16 protein-coding genes are annotated in these 16,317 nt (G+C 70.7%); 13 read left to right on the plus strand and 3 right to left on the minus strand.

Features of this window, described 5'->3' with window-relative positions:
* The first annotated feature begins 115 nt into the window (after window positions 1–115).
* From ACIBCU_RS30670 to ACIBCU_RS30705, 8 genes are all read left to right on the plus strand, one after another.
* Window positions 116–763 carry an HAD family hydrolase gene (locus tag ACIBCU_RS30670; protein WP_399235435.1) on the plus strand — a complete coding sequence of 216 codons (648 nt, stop codon included), beginning with the start codon at window positions 116–118 and terminating at the stop codon, window positions 761–763.
* Between the two features lie 42 nt (window positions 764–805).
* On the plus strand, window positions 806–2,008 hold the full coding sequence (locus tag ACIBCU_RS30675) for an MFS transporter (protein ID WP_362928008.1): 1,203 nt from the start codon (window positions 806–808) through the stop codon (window positions 2,006–2,008).
* Window positions 1,977–3,149, plus strand: a complete 1,173-nt coding sequence (locus tag ACIBCU_RS30680; RefSeq protein ID WP_362928007.1) for an acetoin utilization protein AcuC — start codon at window positions 1,977–1,979, stop codon at window positions 3,147–3,149. Before ACIBCU_RS30675 ends, ACIBCU_RS30680 begins: the two co-directional genes overlap by 32 nt.
* 99 nt (window positions 3,150–3,248) lie before the next feature.
* On the plus strand, window positions 3,249–4,064 hold the full coding sequence (locus ACIBCU_RS30685) for a phosphatase (RefSeq protein ID WP_362928006.1): 816 nt from the start codon (window positions 3,249–3,251) through the stop codon (window positions 4,062–4,064).
* Window positions 4,065–4,192: 128 nt separating this feature from the next.
* A complete protein-coding gene (locus tag ACIBCU_RS30690; protein ID WP_014046653.1) occupies window positions 4,193–4,405 on the plus strand; it encodes a helix-turn-helix domain-containing protein in 213 nt (70 codons plus the stop codon).
* A 110-nt stretch (window positions 4,406–4,515) separates the two neighbouring features.
* Window positions 4,516–4,614: a 30S ribosomal protein bS22 gene (locus tag ACIBCU_RS30695; protein ID WP_003948845.1), complete on the plus strand. Its 99-nt coding sequence runs from the start codon at window positions 4,516–4,518 to the stop codon at window positions 4,612–4,614.
* Window positions 4,615–4,842: 228 nt separating this feature from the next.
* Window positions 4,843–5,913: an NAD-dependent epimerase/dehydratase family protein gene (locus ACIBCU_RS30700; protein WP_399235763.1), complete on the plus strand. Its 1,071-nt coding sequence runs from the start codon at window positions 4,843–4,845 to the stop codon at window positions 5,911–5,913.
* Window positions 5,914–5,929: 16 nt separating this feature from the next.
* A complete protein-coding gene (locus ACIBCU_RS30705) occupies window positions 5,930–6,979 on the plus strand; it encodes a lysophospholipid acyltransferase family protein (protein ID WP_362928005.1) in 1,050 nt (349 codons plus the stop codon).
* A gap of 93 nt (window positions 6,980–7,072) precedes the next feature.
* Here the strand turns inward: ACIBCU_RS30705 and ACIBCU_RS30710 are convergent, their stop codons facing one another.
* The 3 genes from ACIBCU_RS30710 to ACIBCU_RS30720 form a co-directional block, all read right to left on the minus strand.
* Complete coding sequence (locus ACIBCU_RS30710; protein WP_362928004.1) at window positions 7,073–8,269, minus strand: DUF5667 domain-containing protein; 1,197 nt, start codon at window positions 8,267–8,269, stop codon at window positions 7,073–7,075.
* Window positions 8,270–8,478: 209 nt separating this feature from the next.
* Window positions 8,479–9,264: an ECF subfamily RNA polymerase sigma factor, BldN family gene (locus ACIBCU_RS30715; RefSeq protein ID WP_362928003.1), complete on the minus strand. Its 786-nt coding sequence runs from the start codon at window positions 9,262–9,264 to the stop codon at window positions 8,479–8,481.
* Window positions 9,265–9,661: 397 nt separating this feature from the next.
* Entirely contained in the window at window positions 9,662–10,603 is a 942-nt protein-coding gene (locus tag ACIBCU_RS30720; RefSeq protein ID WP_362928002.1) for an HAD-IB family hydrolase, read from the minus strand.
* Between the two features lie 144 nt (window positions 10,604–10,747).
* Here ACIBCU_RS30720 and ACIBCU_RS30725 point away from each other — a divergent pair, with 144 nt between their 5' ends.
* The 5 genes from ACIBCU_RS30725 (at window position 10,748) to ACIBCU_RS30745 (ending at window position 16,225) form a co-directional block, all read left to right on the plus strand.
* Window positions 10,748–11,023, plus strand: a complete 276-nt coding sequence (locus ACIBCU_RS30725; protein WP_104786857.1) for a glutaredoxin family protein — start codon at window positions 10,748–10,750, stop codon at window positions 11,021–11,023.
* A 285-nt stretch (window positions 11,024–11,308) separates the two neighbouring features.
* Window positions 11,309–12,091, plus strand: coding sequence for a redox-sensing transcriptional repressor Rex (locus ACIBCU_RS30730; RefSeq protein ID WP_104786856.1), 783 nt, complete (start codon window positions 11,309–11,311; stop codon window positions 12,089–12,091).
* Window positions 12,088–13,578, plus strand: coding sequence for a glutamyl-tRNA reductase (locus ACIBCU_RS30735; protein ID WP_362928000.1), 1,491 nt, complete (start codon window positions 12,088–12,090; stop codon window positions 13,576–13,578). The genes ACIBCU_RS30730 and ACIBCU_RS30735 overlap by 4 nt, the downstream gene beginning before the upstream one ends.
* On the plus strand, window positions 13,575–14,561 hold the full coding sequence (hemC, locus tag ACIBCU_RS30740) for a hydroxymethylbilane synthase (protein WP_362927999.1): 987 nt from the start codon (window positions 13,575–13,577) through the stop codon (window positions 14,559–14,561). The genes ACIBCU_RS30735 and hemC overlap by 4 nt, the downstream gene beginning before the upstream one ends.
* Complete coding sequence (locus tag ACIBCU_RS30745) at window positions 14,558–16,225, plus strand: bifunctional uroporphyrinogen-III C-methyltransferase/uroporphyrinogen-III synthase (protein ID WP_362927998.1); 1,668 nt, start codon at window positions 14,558–14,560, stop codon at window positions 16,223–16,225. The genes hemC and ACIBCU_RS30745 overlap by 4 nt, the downstream gene beginning before the upstream one ends.
* Window positions 16,226–16,317 lie beyond the last annotated feature (92 nt).

Consider the following 16,317-nt stretch of genomic DNA (forward strand, 5'->3'; position numbering starts at 1 on the left):
TACTGCAGGGGGGACCCTGTGGGAGAGTAGGACGCCGCCGAACAATTATTCCGGGAAAGCCCCGTGCCCTTGTGGCACGGGGCTTTTCTGCGTTCTGAGCGTCTAGGGTCGAACCATGCGCTACGAACTGGTCATCTTCGACAACGACGGCGTGCTCGTCGACAGTGAGCCGATCTCCAACACGGTCCTGGCCGGCTACCTCACGGAGCTCGGTCACCCCACCTCGTACGAGGAGTCCCTCCGCGACTACATGGGGGCCGCCATCCACCGGGTGCACGACCTGGTGGACGAGCGGACAAGCCAGAAGCTCCCCGCGGACTTCGACGAGGAGCTGCACCGCCGCACCCTCGCGGCGTTCGAGGCGGAGCAGCTGACAGCGGTGGACGGGGTCCCGGAGCTGCTCGGCGAGCTCGTCGCCGACGGGGTGGCGTACTGCGTCGCCTCGTCCGGAAGCCACCAGAAGATCGCGGCCGGGCACCGTAAGACCGGGCTCGACCAGTGGTTCGAGGAGGAGTGGATCTTCAGCTCCGAGGACGTGGGGCGGGGGAAGCCGGCCCCGGACCTGTTCCTCCACGCCGCCGAACGGATGGGCGTCGCCCCCGAGCGGTGTGTCGTGATCGAGGACAGCCCGCTCGGCGTCGAGGCGGCCCGTGCGGCCGGGATGGAGGTGTACGGGTTCACCTCGATGATGCCGGCCGACCGGCTCGTCGGGGTCACCGGGCACTTCTCCGACATGTCGCAGCTCCCGAAACTGCTCGCCTGACCGATCTACCCAGCGGTAGACCGGGGCTCTACGCTCGCGGCCATGACGGATGCGCGGTTGCGGTACGGCAGAGCCTCCCTGGCGCTCAGCTTCCTGGTGCAGGGGGTGGCCTTCGCCCTGCTCGTGACGCGCATCCCCGCCATCCAGGACCGGTACGGGATATCCGACGGGCTGCTGCCCGCCTTCCTGGCCGCGGTCCCTGTCCTGGCGGGGGTCGCCAGCGTGGCCACGGAGAAGGTGGTCGCGCGGGTGCGGCCCGGGGTCGTGCTCAGGTGGGCGCAGCCCGTCGTGCTGCTCGCCCTGCTCGGCGTGGGTGCCGGCCGCGAGGTCTGGCAGGCGGTCGTCGCGCTCGGAGTCTTCGGGCTGGCGGTCGGGGCGCTGGACGCCTCGATGAACATGATGGGTGTCAGTCTTCAACGGGCCTACGGGCGCAGCATCATGCTGGGCTTCCACGCCGCGTACAGCCTGGGCGGCATCGCCGGGGCGTCGATGGCCTGGGCGGGTGCGCACTGGGACCTGTCGCTGCTCGTGTCCTATCTGCCCGTGGTGGTCGTCCTGCTGCCCGTGGCTCTGATCGGCAGCAGGTGGTACGCGGAGGGCGGGACCGGCGGGGATCCGGGGGAGGCGAAGCCCGGGCAGGGTGGATCCGTGCCGTTCAGGCTGCTGCTGCCGCTCTGCCTGGTGATGGCGTTCGCGTACATCGGGGACTCGACGGTCTCCAACTGGAGCGCGAAGTATCTGCAGGACGTGCTGGGCAGCTCGGAGCAGCTGGCGACGGTTCCCTACAACGTCTACATGGTGACGACGCTGCTGGGGCGGGCCGTGGGGGACCTCGGGGTGCGGCGGTTCGGGGCGGTGTCCGTGGTGCGGGGCGGCAGTGTGCTGGCCGCCGCCGGCTTCGCGGTGGTGGCGGTGGCGCCCGGTGCCTGGTGGGGGATGCTCGGCTTCACGCTGCTGGGGCTGGGGCTCTGTGTGATCGTGCCGCAGACCTTCGCGGCGGCGGGGAGGATGTTCCCCGGGGCGAGTGATGTGGCCGTCGCCCGGCTGAACGTCTTCAACTACGTGGGCTTCCTCGTCGGCTCGCCTCTCGTGGGGGCGCTCGGCGACGCGTGGAGCTACCGCGGCGCGATGCTCGTGCCCATGGTCCTGGTCCTCGCGACGCTCGTGTACGCCCGGTCGTTCGGCGCGGAGCCCGCCCGATACGGTGGCGGGCATGAGCGGGCGCGCGCGGCTGATGTGGGATGAGGCAGTAACGGGATACGACTTCGGGTCCAGTCACCCCATGGATCCGGTCAGACTCGCCCTGACGATGGGACTGGTGAGGGCGTTCGGGCTGGACGGGTCGGTGGATGTCAGGGCGGCCAAGTCGGCCGGGGACTCCACGTTGCGGCTCGTGCACCGTGAGGACTACGTGGCGGCAGTCCGGGCGGCGTCCGCGGATCCGAGGGCCGCCGATCAGGCGTACGGGCTCGGGACGGTCGACGATCCCGCCTTCGAGGGGATGCACGAGGCGTCCGCGCTGATCGCCGGGCTCTCGGTGGGAGCCGCGGAGGCCGTCTGGCGCGGGGAGACCGCGCACGCCGTGAACTTCACCGGCGGGCTGCACCACGCGATGCCCGGGGCGGCTTCGGGCTTCTGCGTGTACAACGACCCGGCGCTCGCCATCGCCCGGCTGCTGGAGCTGGGCGCGGAGCGGGTGGCGTACGTCGATGTGGACGTCCACCACGGGGACGGGGTGCAGGCGGCGTTCTGGGAGGACCCCAGGGTGCTGACCGTGTCGCTCCACGAGCATCCGCGCACACTGTTCCCGCAGACCGGCTGGCCGGAGGAGACCGGTTCCGGGGCGGGTGAGGGCGGTGCGGTGAATGTGGCGCTGCCGGCGGGTACGGGTGACGCGGGGTGGCTGCGCGCGTTCCACGCGGTGGTGCCCGAGCTGCTGGAGGACTTCCGGCCCCAGGTGCTGGTGACCCAGCACGGGGCGGACACGCACTTCGAGGACCCGCTGGCCCACCTCGCGGTGTCGCTGGACGCCCAGCGGGCCGTCATGGAGGCCTGTCACGATCTCGCCCACACCTACGCGGAGGACGGGCGCTGGGTGGCGCTGGGCGGGGGAGGTTACGCGGTGGTGGATGTGGTGCCGCGCTCCTGGACCCATCTCGTGGGGATCGCCGCTCACGCGCCGGTGGCCCCGGAGTCGGTCATCCCGTCGTCGTGGCGGGACGAGGTCTACGCCCGTACGCGGCAGTTGGGCCCGGCCCGGATGACGGACGGCCGTACGCCGTCGTGGAAGTCCTGGGAGGACGGGTACGACCCGGCGGACCGGCTGGACCAGGCGGTGCTGGCGACGAGGCGGTCGGCGTTCCCGCTGCGGGGACTGCTGGCCTGAGGGAGGGTCACGGCCCCGCCCGCGAGGTCGTTACGCCAACGGTGGTGCGGTATCCGGGTTCCGGCCCGGGGGTGCTCGCGGTGCGGGAGCATCAGGAGGGTGTTGAGCACCGGAGCGCTGCGCGCTCATCTGCTGGCGGCCCGGCTCGCCGGGCCCGTGGCCACGCCGCGGGAGACGAGTCTGCGGAGCTATCGGCTCTTCGCGGCGAGAGACCCTCGTGTGCTGCTCGGGCTCGATCCGGACCGGGCGTGGGGTGAGCGTGACCTGCTTCGGCTGATGGCCGACAAGTGCGGGGTCTCGGACGATCCTGATCATGTGTCAGGTCCGGACGTCATCGACCCGGAGCGGACCCTGGCCGCGCTGGACGCGTTCGCGGAACGGCTCGCCGGGGCTGCGGGGAGAGGGGCTCCGGTGCTGTTCGGCACCGGGCATCCACACCGGCTGCTCGGGTTCTACGCCGGGCTGGCAGACGCTTTGTCGGCGGCGGGGTGCGCGGTGCTCACTCCCGCGCAGGGGCGATGTGTCGACATAACGACCCGATTCGGCGTACGCACGTACAACCTCGACTACGTACGAGGCGTCGCGCTGGTGCGCGAACCGGGCGTGCGGGCTCCCGGGAGTGCCACCGGCGCACACACCCACTCGCCGCTCCCGGTCCGGGCCGTGCTGGAGGAGGCCGTGAACGCCCGGGGAGCGCTGCCCGAGCTGGTGGTGGGGGACCACGGATGGGTCTGCGGGGCAGGTCAGCTGGGCATCGAGGCCATCGGGCTGGCGGATACGGACGACCCCGCGCTGTTCGTGGGTGAGGCGGAGGGGCGGGTGTCCGTCGCCGTTCCGGTTGATGACGGCGTGCGGTCGGACTACTACCGGCCTCTTACTCGGTATGTACTCAATCGGGCGTGTCTGTCACAGTAGGCGGCCGATCGTCTCACCTCTTCCCCACTCGCATCACCCGCCCCTAATCTGGGGAGTGAGCGCACAACGACGAAGAGTCACCGGAGGGGAAGCCGGTGCGCGTCTCGTGCGGAAGGTACAGGTGGGTCATGGCTGCTGGCAGCGAGAGGCCTCTCAACGAGGTCAAGTTTCTGACTGTGGCGGAAGTCGCCTCGGTCATGAGGGTGTCGAAGATGACCGTGTACCGCTTGGTGCACAGTGGTCATCTGCCGGCGATCAGGGTGGGAAGGTCCTTCCGGGTCCCGGAGCAAGCGGTTCACGAGTATCTCCGAGAGTCCTTCGTGGGGGTGGAGTCGGCCTGACGTCGCCCTCGGATTACGCCCCTCACCCGGTGGCGGGTAGGCTAGGCCGACGTAGGTCGTGTGGGCCCAGACGCCCCGCACCAGTGAAGAAGAAGTGAGCGAGGGTAGTCGTGGGCTCTGTTATCAAGAAGCGGCGCAAGCGGATGGCCAAGAAGAAGCACCGCAAGCTGCTCAAGCGCACGCGCGTTCAGCGTCGCAACAAGAAGTAAGCGAACGCAGTTCGTGAGTTCGAGGCCCTCCCGCCGTCCTGGCGGGAGGGCCTCGGCGCGTTTCCGGGCGGGTGTTCCGGGCCCCGGTGGTGTGCGGCGGATCCGGTGGTATTCCCGCCACAGCTTCGGTAAAGCCCGCCCGGGGTCATCACAGGGCAACATCCACCGACTACGGTGACGGCCAGGGGAAGACCCCGCTCGGTGAACGATCGACGGAAGGCGCTGATCTTGGGGAAGATCGTGCTCGTCACAGGCGCGGCCCGGCAGCTGGGGGGCCGTTTCGTGCGGCGCATCCAGCGGGATCCCGGTGTGGACCGGGTGATCGCCGTGGACGCGGTCGCGCCGGGGCATGAGCTGGGCGACGCCGAATTCGTCCGGGCGGACATCCGGCAGTCGGCGATCGCCAGGGTCCTCGCGGAGCATTCCGTCGACACGGTCGTCCATCTGGACGTGTCCGCGAAGGCGCTCGGCGCGGGCGGCCGGACGACGGTCAAGGAGACCAACGTCATCGGCACGATGCAGCTGCTGGGTGCCTGCCAGAAGTCTCCGACCGTCCAGCGGCTCGTGGTCAAGTCCAGCACCAACGTGTACGGCTCCGCCCCGCGCGACCCCGCGGTCTTCACCGAGACGACGCCCCCCAAGTCCCTGCCCAGCGGCGGCTTCGCCAAGGACGCCGTTGAGGTCGAGGGCTATGTCCGCGGCTTCGCGCGCCGCAGGCCGGACGTGGCCGTGTGCGTGCTGAGGTTCGCGAACATCCTGGGCCCCGAGCCGGATTCGCCGCTCGCCGACTACCTGGCGCTGCCGGTCCTGCCGACGGTCCTCGGGTACGACCCCCGGCTGCAGTTCGTGCATGAGGACGACGTCGTCGACGTACTGGAGATCGCGGCCCGCGAACCCCGGCGCGGCACGCTGAACAGCGGCACGTTCAACATCGCGGGCGCCGGGGTGCTGCTGCTCTCGCAGTGCTCGCGCAGGCTGGGGCGGCCGACCGTGCCGGTGCTGCTGCCGGCCGTCACCTGGGTGGGGTCGGCGCTCCGTGCGATCGGCATGACGGACTTCTCGCCGGAGCAGATCCGGCTGCTCACGCACGGCCGGGTGGTCTCGACCGTCCAGATGCGCGAGACGCTGGGTTTCCGGCCGAGGTTCACCACGGCCGAGACGTTCGCGGAGTTCGCCCGGAGCCGGGGGCCGGGGCTGCTGCCTCCCGAGCGGGTGGGCAGGGCGGTCGGGAGGCTCGCCGAGCTGCCGCTCGGCGGGGGGCCGGCAGGCAGGACACATTCGACTCACGGCGCCAGGTAGAGGAGCGCGACCGACGATGGCGGACGCCAAGGTCATTCCCTTCGACGACGACCGTTCGCGCTCCGGCGCGGGGCGGCGCAGAGGAGCGCTGCCGGGGGCCGGAAGGGCCCAGCAGCCCGCGTCGGCCGGTCCCGCGCCCGTGAGCGCCCTGCCGGGCGGCCAGGTGCCTGAAGGGGCCGCTGAGGCCACGGGTGCTGCCTCCCAGGACGGCGGGGAGGGCCCCGGGAGCGGCTGGGACCGGCGGATCGCGGGCGGGCTCGCCTTTCTGCGGCGCCGGCTCACGGGGGATTACGAGGTCGACGAGTTCGGCTACGACAAGGAGCTGACCGACCAGGTCCTCATGTCGATGCTGCGGCCCCTCGCGGACAAGTACTTCCGGGTCGAGGTGAAGGGCATCGAGAACATCCCGTCCGACGGCGGGGCGCTCATCGTGGCCAACCACTCCGGGACGCTGCCGCTGGACGGGCTGATGCTCCAGGTCGCGGTCCACGACAACCACCCGGCCGAGCGGCATCTGCGGCTGCTCGCGGCCGATCTCGTCTTCATGCTCCCGGTGGTCAACGAGCTGGCGAGGAAGGCAGGGCACACCCTCGCGTGCGCGGAGGACGCGGAGCGGCTGCTGCAGGGCGGTGAGGTCGTCGGGGTGATGCCGGAGGGCTTCAAGGGCATCGGGAAGCCGTTCGGCGAGCGGTACAAGCTGCAGCGCTTCGGGCGGGGCGGCTTCGTGTCGACGGCGCTGCGGGCCGGGGTTCCGATCGTGCCGTGCTCGATCGTGGGCGCCGAGGAGATCTACCCGATGATCGGCAACTCGAAGACGCTGGCACGGGTCCTGGGGGTCCCGTACTTCCCGATCACGCCGACGTTTCCGTGGCTGGGACCGCTCGGTGCGGTGCCGTTGCCGACGAAGTGGACGATCCAGTTCGGGGAGCCGATCCCCACGGACGGGTATCCGCCGGAGGCCGCGGAGGACCCGATGTTGATGTTCAACCTGACGGACCAGGTGCGGGAGCAGATCCAGCACACGCTCTACAAGCTGCTGGTGCAGCGCCGGTCGGTCTTCTTCTGACCGCACGCCGACCGCATGGCCGCAGGGCCGCAGGGTCGACGTGAGGAGGGCGCCGTCCGGACCGGACGGCGCCCTCCTCACGTGCGGTGGTCCCTACGGCTCGACGTCCTCGCTGTCGATGCCCAGGCCGGGCAGCAGGCCCGGGAGCAGCGGCGGCAGGGTGACGTCGGGCGCGGGGGACGCGCCGGGTGCGCCGCCCGGGGACGACGGGGTGGTGCCGTCCGTCGGGAGGTCGTCCAGCAGGCCGTCGGAGCCGCCGCCGAGCAGGCCGTCGGCGGGAGTGGAGCCGGAGCCCGAGGGCTTCGGCTCGGTGCTGCTGGTGGACGCACTGCCGTCCGGGGCCGCGGAGGAGGAAGGAGCCTTCTCCGGAGCCCTGGAGTCCCGGCCCTCCTGCGTGGTACCGGCGGGCGGCGTCTCCTCTTCGGTGCCCGGTGTTCGGGGCAGCAGGGACTTCAGCGGTGCGACTTCCTGGTCCATGGCCTCGAAGACGGAGCTGACCTTGTCGCGGATGTCGGTCAGCTGGACGGGCAGCCGGTCGCGGAGGCTGCTCCAGCTCGCGCGGTGCGAGCGGGAGAAGGTGTCCAGCGTCTGGATGGGCCCGATGGCGCCGTCGCGCTCGTAGGCGGTGTGGAGCAGGCGGTGGCCCTCGGTGGCGTCGTGCGTCATGCCGTCGAGCGCGCGCCTGACCTCTCCGATCGACTCGTGGTCCAGCTCGCCGGAGCGGGCCCGCTCCATCAGCCGGCGGGCTTCGCCGAGGCGGGTCGACGCCTGGTCGAGGTAGGCCTCACCACGGTCGGCGTCGCCGTTGGCCATGCCGAGACTGATGTCCTCCATGCCGCGCTTGAGCGGATAGAGGGAGTCACCCGGAAGGGCGTCGGAACTGGCAGCGGCCACTCCGCCGAAGGCTCCCGCGGCCACACCGACGGTGAGTCCGCCGGCGGTGAGGCCCTTCGCCCAGCGGGAGCGGGGACGCAGCTTCCGGATAGGGGAGGCCCGGTGGGCTCCCTTGCTCCGTTGTTCGGGCACTGTAGGGCCCGTGGACGCACCGCCTTCGGCGAACATGGTCTCCATGGCCGCGAGGAGCTGGGCTCGCTGCACCACTTTGACTTCGGGATCGAATTCCGGCGCCGGTAGCTCACCGAGGCCGTTCGCCAGGGCCAACAGCGTTCCGTGGTCGGCCGGTTGGGCCGGGTCCTCGGGCTGTACGGCCGCCGCACCCTGGGGGGACTGCTCCTCCAGGGCCTGGGCGAAGGCGTTCGCCCGCCGGTGTGCCGGAACGTTTGCGATCACTGGCGGCACCTCCTCTCGTCATGACGGTCGACTCCCCTGATGGTCCGGAAGGTTGCCCACCGGAGACGTTTCCACACGAACGAGCGAGTGGAAACGGTCAGGTGTGGCGACAGGGGGCCTGCATCCGGCACAACGAGTGGCGCGGCAGTTGGGTTACGGACGGCGGATGATCCGATCGGTGTGTCACGGACACGTCACGGATGGTGACGTCAGCGGGCGTCGTCCGGCAGAAGTCGTGCGAGCGTTCGCACGGCTCGGTACTGCAAGGTTTTGATCGCGCCCTCGTTCTTTCCCATGACCCGGGCGGTCTCGGCGACCGAGAGACCCTGCAGGAATCTCAGGGTCACGCACTCCTGCTGCTGCGGGTTGAGCCGGCGTACGGCTTGCAGTAGTGCGGCGTTGGAGAGGGACTCCAGGACGGAGTCCTCCGGGCTCCGTGCGACCTCGTTGGCGTCGAGCATTTCGCCGGTGGTCACTTCCAGCCGGAAACGACTGGATTTGAAGTGGTCGGCGACCAGGTTCCGAGCGATCGTGACCAGCCAGGCGCCGAAATCGCGGCCCTGCCAGGTGAAGGTGGAGATGCGGCGAAGTGCGCGCAGGAACGTCTCGCTGGTGAGGTCCTCCGCTGTCGCCTTGCCTCCCACGCGGTAGTAGATGTACCGGTACACGGTGTCGCTGTACTGGTCGTACAGGCGGCCGAAGGCCTCGGCCTCGCCGGCCTGCGCGCGCTCGACGAGATCCATCATGCGCGCGCTGTCGCTGTCGGCTGTCGGCCGTCGGACGGGAGCCGACGACGCAGTAGCCGCAGCGCCGCGGTTACTGCGTCTTCCGACGGCCGCGCTGCGTTCGGCCAGCGCATAGCAAGGGCCGGCAGGTACAGGGGTGGCAAATTGGGGGACGGCGTACGCGGTGGGGACGAAGCCGCGCAAGCGGTCGAGGACCGTTGCGCGCAGCGTAGCCAGGCCCGAGGTGTCAACCCCGACGTGTGGGTACACGGGACTCCCAGAGGCAGAGCTTCCATCACGTGCAGTTGGAGAACCATCACTCGTGGTAGCGGATGACGGGTTCCTTGTGCGTCTGAGGAGAATAACGCTTCGTACAGGCCGTGCTACACCCAGTTGCTCAAATCACCGATTAGGTCGCTTCCGTAACCTCTAAGTGACGGTTCGAGGGGCACATCGTGACCGGTTATTGATCGAATAGCTTCGGGATCTGCCTACGGCGGCGACGGGTTGTGGTCGCCCGTACGTAACGCGACTGGCCGGAGCGATGGGTGTCCGCGCCGTTGTTCCGCTCCCGATTGGGCGTACGCACCCGGGCGTGCCGCTGCCGGGCCGTGAAGGGCGCCGCAGGGAAGCGGCCTCCGTGGAGGAGGCCGTCGTGAAGAAGGGGTCAGCGGCGGCGGCGGTGGATCGCCACGGCGGCGGCCGTGCCGCCGGCCAGCGCGCCGACGCCCGCCGCGGCGGGGATGCCGACCTTGGCCGCCTTGCGGCCGGTGCGGTAGTCGCGGAGCCGCCAGTCCAGGGAGCGGGCGTGCTTGCGCAGCTTGGAGTCCGGGTTGATCGCGTACGGGTGGCCGACCAGGGACAGCATGGGGATGTCGTTGTGCGAGTCGCTGTAAGCGGCGCAGCGCTCCAGGTCCAGGCCCTCGGCGGCCGCCAGCGCGCGTACCGCTTCGGCCTTCGCCGGGCCGTGCAGGGGCTCGCCGACCAGCCGGCCGGTGTAGACGCCGTCGACCGACTCGGCGACCGTGCCCAGGGCGCCGGTGAGTCCGAGGCGGCGGGCGATGATCGTGGCGGTCTCCACCGGCGCGGCGGTGACCAGCCAGACCTTCTGGCCCGCGTCGAGGTGGGCCTGGGCCAGGGCGCGGGTGCCGGGCCAGATGCGGTCGGCCATGTACTCGTCGTAGATCTCCTCGCCGATGGACATCAGCTCGGAGACGCGGTGGCCCTTGACGATGGACAGGGCGCTGTCGCGGGCGTCCTGCATGTGCTCCGGGTCCTCGACGCCGGCCAGCCTGAACCAGGCCTGCTGCCAGGCGAACCTGGTGAGTTCACGCCGCTGGAAGAACTTCCGCTTGTACAGGCCGCGGCCGAAGTGGAAGATCGCGGCGCCCTGCATGACGGTGTTGTCCAGGTCGAAGAAGGCTGCGGCGCGGGTGTCCCCGGCCACCGGGAAGACGGGCTCCCGGGCCTCTTCGGGGGTGGTGAGCAACTCTTCGGAGCCGGACGGCAGTGCCGACTTCTGCGCGGCCTCGGCCGCGGCCTCGCCTGCGAGCACGCTGCGTGCCGTGGCGGGGCGCCTACGGGGGGTGAGCCATCCAAGAGCGGCCATGTCGTGAGCATAGCCATTCTGTTCGGCTCTTCCCGGCCTGGCGGGATGCGGCGGCGTGAACTCTCCGGGGCCGGGGCGTTAAACGGGTGATTCCGCGTCCCCGGGAGGCCCGGAAGGGCCCGCCGGGGGGAGCAGAATGAAGGTATGAGTGCTCTGCTGCGTCGTACGAGGAAGAACCCCGCGGACCGGGTGGTGACCCTGGTGGGGAAGCCCGGCTGTCATCTCTGTGACGATGCGCGGCTGGTGGTGAGTGAGGTCTGCGAGGAGACCGGCGCGTCCTGGGTGGAGAAGGACATCACGCGGGACGAGGCGCTGTACAAGGAGTACTGGGAGCAGATCCCGGTGGTCCTGATCGATGACGAGCAGCACACCTTCTGGCGGGTGGATCCGGCGCGGCTGCGCACCGCACTGCGTACGTGAGGGGGCTTCCTGGGCGAAACCTGGTTAACATCATGGGCGTTTTGAGTGGTCTCGGGGGCGTGGACATGAGGAGTGTGTACCGCCTTGCCCCCTTCGGGCCTGCAACGGGCTGATGCCGTCCCGGGTTCCGGGACCGCGCAGGGAATATGCGTGACCCCGGTCACTTTGACCAGACAAAACGGACACTATCTTTGTGCACGCGTTCACAAAGACATAGCCTGCTGTCGACGGGGCGGTCATAGGACATACGACCGCCTGCAGCCCCGCTCATCCCGCAGGAGCACCGTGGCAACTGGCCGAACTCACCGACCGGCGACCCGTAGCCGAGGAATTCCCGAGGCCACCGTCGCCCGGCTTCCGCTGTATCTCCGCGCACTGACAGCGCTCTCCGAGCGCTCGGTTCCCACGGTTTCGTCCGAGGAACTCGCCGCTGCGGCGGGGGTCAATTCCGCCAAGCTGCGTAAGGACTTCAGCTACCTGGGCTCCTACGGCACGCGTGGTGTCGGGTACGACGTCGAGTATCTCGTCTACCAGATCTCGCGCGAACTGGGGCTCACCCAGGACTGGCCGGTCGCGATCGTCGGCATCGGTAACCTCGGCGCCGCGCTCGCCAACTACGGCGGTTTCGCCTCCCGCGGGTTCCGGGTCGCCGCGCTGATCGACGCCGACCCCGCCATGGCGGGTACACCCGTGGCCGGGATCGCCGTCCAGCACACCGATGACCTGGACCGGATCATCAGCGACAACGGTGTGTCCATCGGCGTCATCACCACTCCGCCCGGCGCGGCCCAGCAGGTCTGCGACCGGCTCGTCGCCGCGGGTGTGACCTCCATCCTGAACTTCGCGCCGACGGTGCTCTCCGTGCCCGACGGCGTCGACGTGCGCAAGGTCGATCTCTCGATCGAGCTGCAGATCCTCGCCTTCCACGAGCAGCGCAAGGCCGGCGAGGAGGCCGCTGCCGACGGCAGGGCGGGCGACGAGGACGCCGACGAGGCGCCGCCGATGCGTGCCACGCCCTCCGGCCGGAAGGGACCTGACGGGGACATGCCCGCCGTGATGCCGGCATGAGTCTTCTGGTCGTAGGGCTGAGTCACCGCAGCGCCCCCGTCTCCGTGCTGGAGCGGGCGTCCCTGGCGGCCGAGGCCCAGACGAAGCTGCTTCAGGACACCCTCGCCGCGGAGCCCGCGACCGAGGCCGCGGTCCTGGCCACCTGCAACCGCATCGAGCTGTACGCGGACGTGGACAAGTTCCACGCGGGTGTCGCCGAGCTGTCCACCCTCCTCGCGCAGCACAGCGGGGTCGGGCTGGACGAGCTCACTCCCTATCTTTATGTGCACTACGAGGACCGAGCCGTCCACCACCTCTTCTCGGTGGCGTGCGGGCTTGACTCGATGGTCGTCGGTGAGGGCCAGATCCTCGGCCAGATCAAGGACGCGCTCGCGCTGGGGCAGGAGCTCCACACCGCCGGCCGTCTGCTGAACGACCTCTTCCAGCAGGCTCTGCGGGTCGGCAAGCGCGCCCACAGCGAGACGGGGATCGACCGTGCCGGGCAGTCGCTCGTCACCTTCGGTCTCGAGCAGCTGGCCGACGGCGCCGAGGTCACCGAGTGGGCGGCCGGCAAGCGCGCCCTGGTGATAGGCGCGGGCTCGATGTCCTCCCTCGCCGCCGCGACCCTGGCCCGTGCGGGCGTCGACGAGATCGTCGTCGCCAACCGGACCCGGGCGCGTGCCGACCGGCTCGTCGAGATCCTCGGCCAGGCCGGTGTCCCGACGGCGCGCGCCGTGGAGATGGACGGCGTCGCGGGTGAACTGACACGTGCCGATGTCGTGGTGTCCTGTACGGGCGCGACCGGTCTCGTGCTGACCGCGGAGGCCGTCGCCGGTGCGCTCGGCGTCGAGTTCGACACCGCGGAGCGGGCGGCCGAGGCCCCCGCCGCCGTGGCCGACGCGCTGGACCAGCACGCCGCGTGGGTGGAGAACGGTTCCGCCACCGCTGCCGCTCAGGACCGGGCCGTGCGCCGGGTGCCCGTACGTCCGGCCTTCACCGGCCCCGCCCGGCTCCACCTGCTCGACCTCGCGATGCCGCGTGACATCGACGGAGCGGCGCACCGCGTCGCCGGTGTGCGCCTCGTCGACATCGAGTCGCTCGCCGAGGCGTCCGCGGACGCCCCGATGGCCGCCGATGTGGACCAGGTGCGCACCATCGTCGCCGACGAGGTCGCCGCCTTCGGAGCCGCCCAGCGCGCCGCGCACATCACCCCGACCGTCGTCGCCCTGCGCACCATGGCCGCCGATGTGGTGGCCGGCGAGATCGCGCGGCTCGACGGACGCCTCCCCGACCTGGACGAGAAGCAGCGCGCCGAGATCACGCAGACCGTGCGCCGCGTCGTCGACAAGCTCCTGCACGCGCCCACCGTGCGGGTCAAGCAGCTCGCCAGCGAGCCCGGCGGTGCCGGGTACGCCGATGCGCTGCGGGAACTCTTCGACCTCGACCCGCAGACGGTGGCCGCCGTCTCACGGGCAGACCTGAACGACCCGAATAGAGGGCGGTCATGACCGACAACTCACCCCTGGGCGGGGAGACCACAACACCGCTCCGGCTAGGCACCCGGCGCAGCAAGCTCGCCATGGCGCAGTCCGGCATGGTCGCTGATGCGGTCCGCGAGGTGACCGGGCGTGCCGTCGAGCTCGTCGAGATCACCACGTACGGGGATGTCTCCCGGGAGCACCTGGCGCAGATCGGCGGGACGGGTGTGTTCGTCGCGGCTCTGCGCGAAGCGGTGCTGAGCGGCGAGGTGGACTTCGCCGTCCACTCGCTCAAGGACCTGCCGACCACGCAGCCCGAGGGCCTCGTGCTGGCCGCCGTGCCGGTGCGCGAGGACCCGCGCGACGCGCTGGTGGCGCGGGACGGGCTGACCTTCGAGCAGCTGCCGGCCGGCGCCCGCATCGGCACCGGTTCGCCGCGCCGCATGGCGCAGCTCAACGCGTACGCCCGCTCGCACGGCCTCGAGATAGAGACCGTCGCGATCCGCGGCAACGTCGATACGCGCATCGGTTTTGTACGAAGCGGGGAGCTGGACGCGGTGGTACTCGCCGCCGCCGGGCTCAGCCGCCTCGGACGCACGGACGAGGTCACCGGCTTCCTGCCGGTCGACACCGTCCTGCCCGCTCCCGGCCAGGGAGCACTGGCGATCGAATGCGCTGAAAGCAGCGCGGACCTCGCCGCAGCCCTCGCCGAGCTCGACGACCCGTACACCCGGGTCGCCGTGACCGCCGAGCGCGCCCTGCTCAACGCCCTGGAGGCCGGCTGTTCCGCACCTGTGGGTGCGCTTGCCGACCTCCTGGCCGACGGGCAGGTTGTCAACGAACTGCGCCTGCGCGGTGTCGTCGGTTCAACCGACGGTACTTCCCTGGTGCAGCTGTCCATCACCGGTCCCGTCCCCACGTCGCACGACGACGCGGCGGCCCTCGGTCGCGAGCTCGCGGCCGAGATGCTTGCCAAGGGTGCGGCCGGTCTTATGGGGGAGCGAGCACTTTGAGCCCCACCGGCCCTGTCGTATCCGACTTCCCTGTCCTGTCCTCAGGGCATGTCACCTTCCTCGGCGCCGGTCCCGGCGACCCGGGACTGCTGACTCTGCGCGCTGTCGAGGCGCTCGCGAGCGCGGACGTCCTTGTAGCCGAACCGGACGTCCTCGACGTCGTTCGCTGCCACGCGCGGGCAGGGGTAAGCACGCCTGAGATGACGGTTGTTGACGTGGCGTCAACACCCGCTGGAGTGCCCGTCCTCAGGGATGCCGCCAATCTTGTCATGGAGGCAGCGAAGGGCGGCAGGCGGGTGGTGCGCGCCGTCACGGGCGACCCCGGCCTGGACGGCAACACGGGTGCCGAGATGCTCGCCTGCGCTGCCGCGGGCGTGCCTTTCGAGGTCGTGCCCGGCATCGCGAACGCGGTCGGTGTGCCCGCGTACGCCGGTGTTCCGCTGCGTGACGCGCAGGGCGCCGATGTCCGCTTCGTCGACGCCCGTACCGCGTCGGACCGCTGCTGGTCCGAGGTCGGTGCGAGCGACGCGACGGCCGTCGTGTCCGCGTCGCTCGACTCAGTGGCCGCGGCCGCCGGTGAGCTGGTCTCGGCGGGCCGCAAGCCCGACACCCCGCTCACGGTCACGATCGCCGGGACGACGACGCGCCAGCGGACCTGGACGGCGACCCTCGGGACGATCGCCCAGGTCCTGAAGCAGGCCAAGGTGCTCCCGTCGCCGGACGGACACCTGCCCGTCATAGCCGTGGTCGGGGAGCGCAGCTCCGCCGCCCAGCGCGACCAGCTCGCGTGGTTCGAGTCCAAGCCGCTGTTCGGCTGGAAGGTGCTCGTGCCGCGTACGAAGGAGCAGGCGGCGTCGCTCTCCGACCAGCTGCGTTCGTACGGTGCCGTGCCGCACGAGGTCCCGACGATCGCCGTCGAGCCGCCGCGTACGCCCCAGCAGATGGAGCGCGCGGTCAAGGGCCTGGTCACGGGCCGCTACGAGTGGATCGCCTTCACCTCGGTCAACGCGGTGAAGGCGGTGCGGGAGAAGTTCGAGGAGTACGGGCTCGACGCCCGTGCCTTCGCCGGGATCAAGGTCGCGGCCGTCGGTGAGCAGACCGGCGCCGCGCTGGTCGACTTCGGTGTGAAGCCGGACCTGATGCCGTCCGGCGAGCAGTCGGCGGCGGGTCTGCTGGAGGACTGGCCTCCGTACGACCCGGTCTTCGACCCGATCGACCGGGTGTTCCTGCCGCGTGCCGACATCGCCACGGAGACGCTGGTGGCCGGGCTCATCGAGCTGGGCTGGGAGGTCGACGACGTCACCGCGTACCGCACGGTCCGCGCCTCGCCGCCGCCGGCCGACACCCGTGAGGCGATCAAGGGCGGCGGTTTCGACGCGGTGCTCTTCACCTCGTCCTCGACCGTCCGCAACCTGGTCGGTATCGCGGGCAAGCCGCACAACGTCACGGTGATCGCGTGCATCGGTCCCGCCACGGCGAAGACCGCCGAGGAGCACGGCCTGCGGGTTGACGTGCTGTCCCCGGAGCCGTCGGTCCACAAGCTGGCCCAGGCGCTGGCGGACTTCGGCGCGCAGCGCCGGGACGCGGCCAAGGAGGCCGGTGACCCGGTGACCCGGCCGAGTGAGCGGCGCCCGGGTGCGCGCCGTCGCAGGTCGACGACCTGAGAGGTCGGAACGGATGTACGGGCCCGGCTGCTTCCTCGCGGAGCGGCCGGGCCCGTCCTGTTTCCGGTCCGCGGGTCTGCGCGTCGCGTACG

The sequence above is a fragment of the Streptomyces sp. NPDC051064 genome, assembly GCF_044455985.1.
In the GTDB taxonomy this organism is placed as follows: Bacteria; Actinomycetota; Actinomycetes; order Streptomycetales; family Streptomycetaceae; genus Streptomyces.

Bases quoted from the DNA above. Each gene is read 5' to 3' on its own strand.
- ACIBCU_RS30670 (WP_399235435.1), top strand. From the start codon at position 116: ATGCGCTACGAACTGGTCATCTTCGACAACGACGGCGTGCTCGTCGAC.
- ACIBCU_RS30675 (WP_362928008.1), top strand. From the start codon at position 806: ATGACGGATGCGCGGTTGCGGTACGGCAGAGCCTCCCTGGCGCTCAGC.
- ACIBCU_RS30680 (WP_362928007.1), top strand. From the start codon at position 1,977: ATGAGCGGGCGCGCGCGGCTGATGTGGGATGAGGCAGTAACGGGATAC.
- ACIBCU_RS30690 (WP_014046653.1), top strand. From the start codon at position 4,193: ATGGCTGCTGGCAGCGAGAGGCCTCTCAACGAGGTCAAGTTTCTGACT.
- ACIBCU_RS30705 (WP_362928005.1), top strand. From the start codon at position 5,930: ATGGCGGACGCCAAGGTCATTCCCTTCGACGACGACCGTTCGCGCTCC.
- ACIBCU_RS30720 (WP_362928002.1), bottom strand. From the start codon at position 10,603: ATGGCCGCTCTTGGATGGCTCACCCCCCGTAGGCGCCCCGCCACGGCA.
- ACIBCU_RS30725 (WP_104786857.1), top strand. From the start codon at position 10,748: ATGAGTGCTCTGCTGCGTCGTACGAGGAAGAACCCCGCGGACCGGGTG.
- ACIBCU_RS30735 (WP_362928000.1), top strand. From the start codon at position 12,088: ATGAGTCTTCTGGTCGTAGGGCTGAGTCACCGCAGCGCCCCCGTCTCC.
- hemC (WP_362927999.1), top strand. From the start codon at position 13,575: ATGACCGACAACTCACCCCTGGGCGGGGAGACCACAACACCGCTCCGG.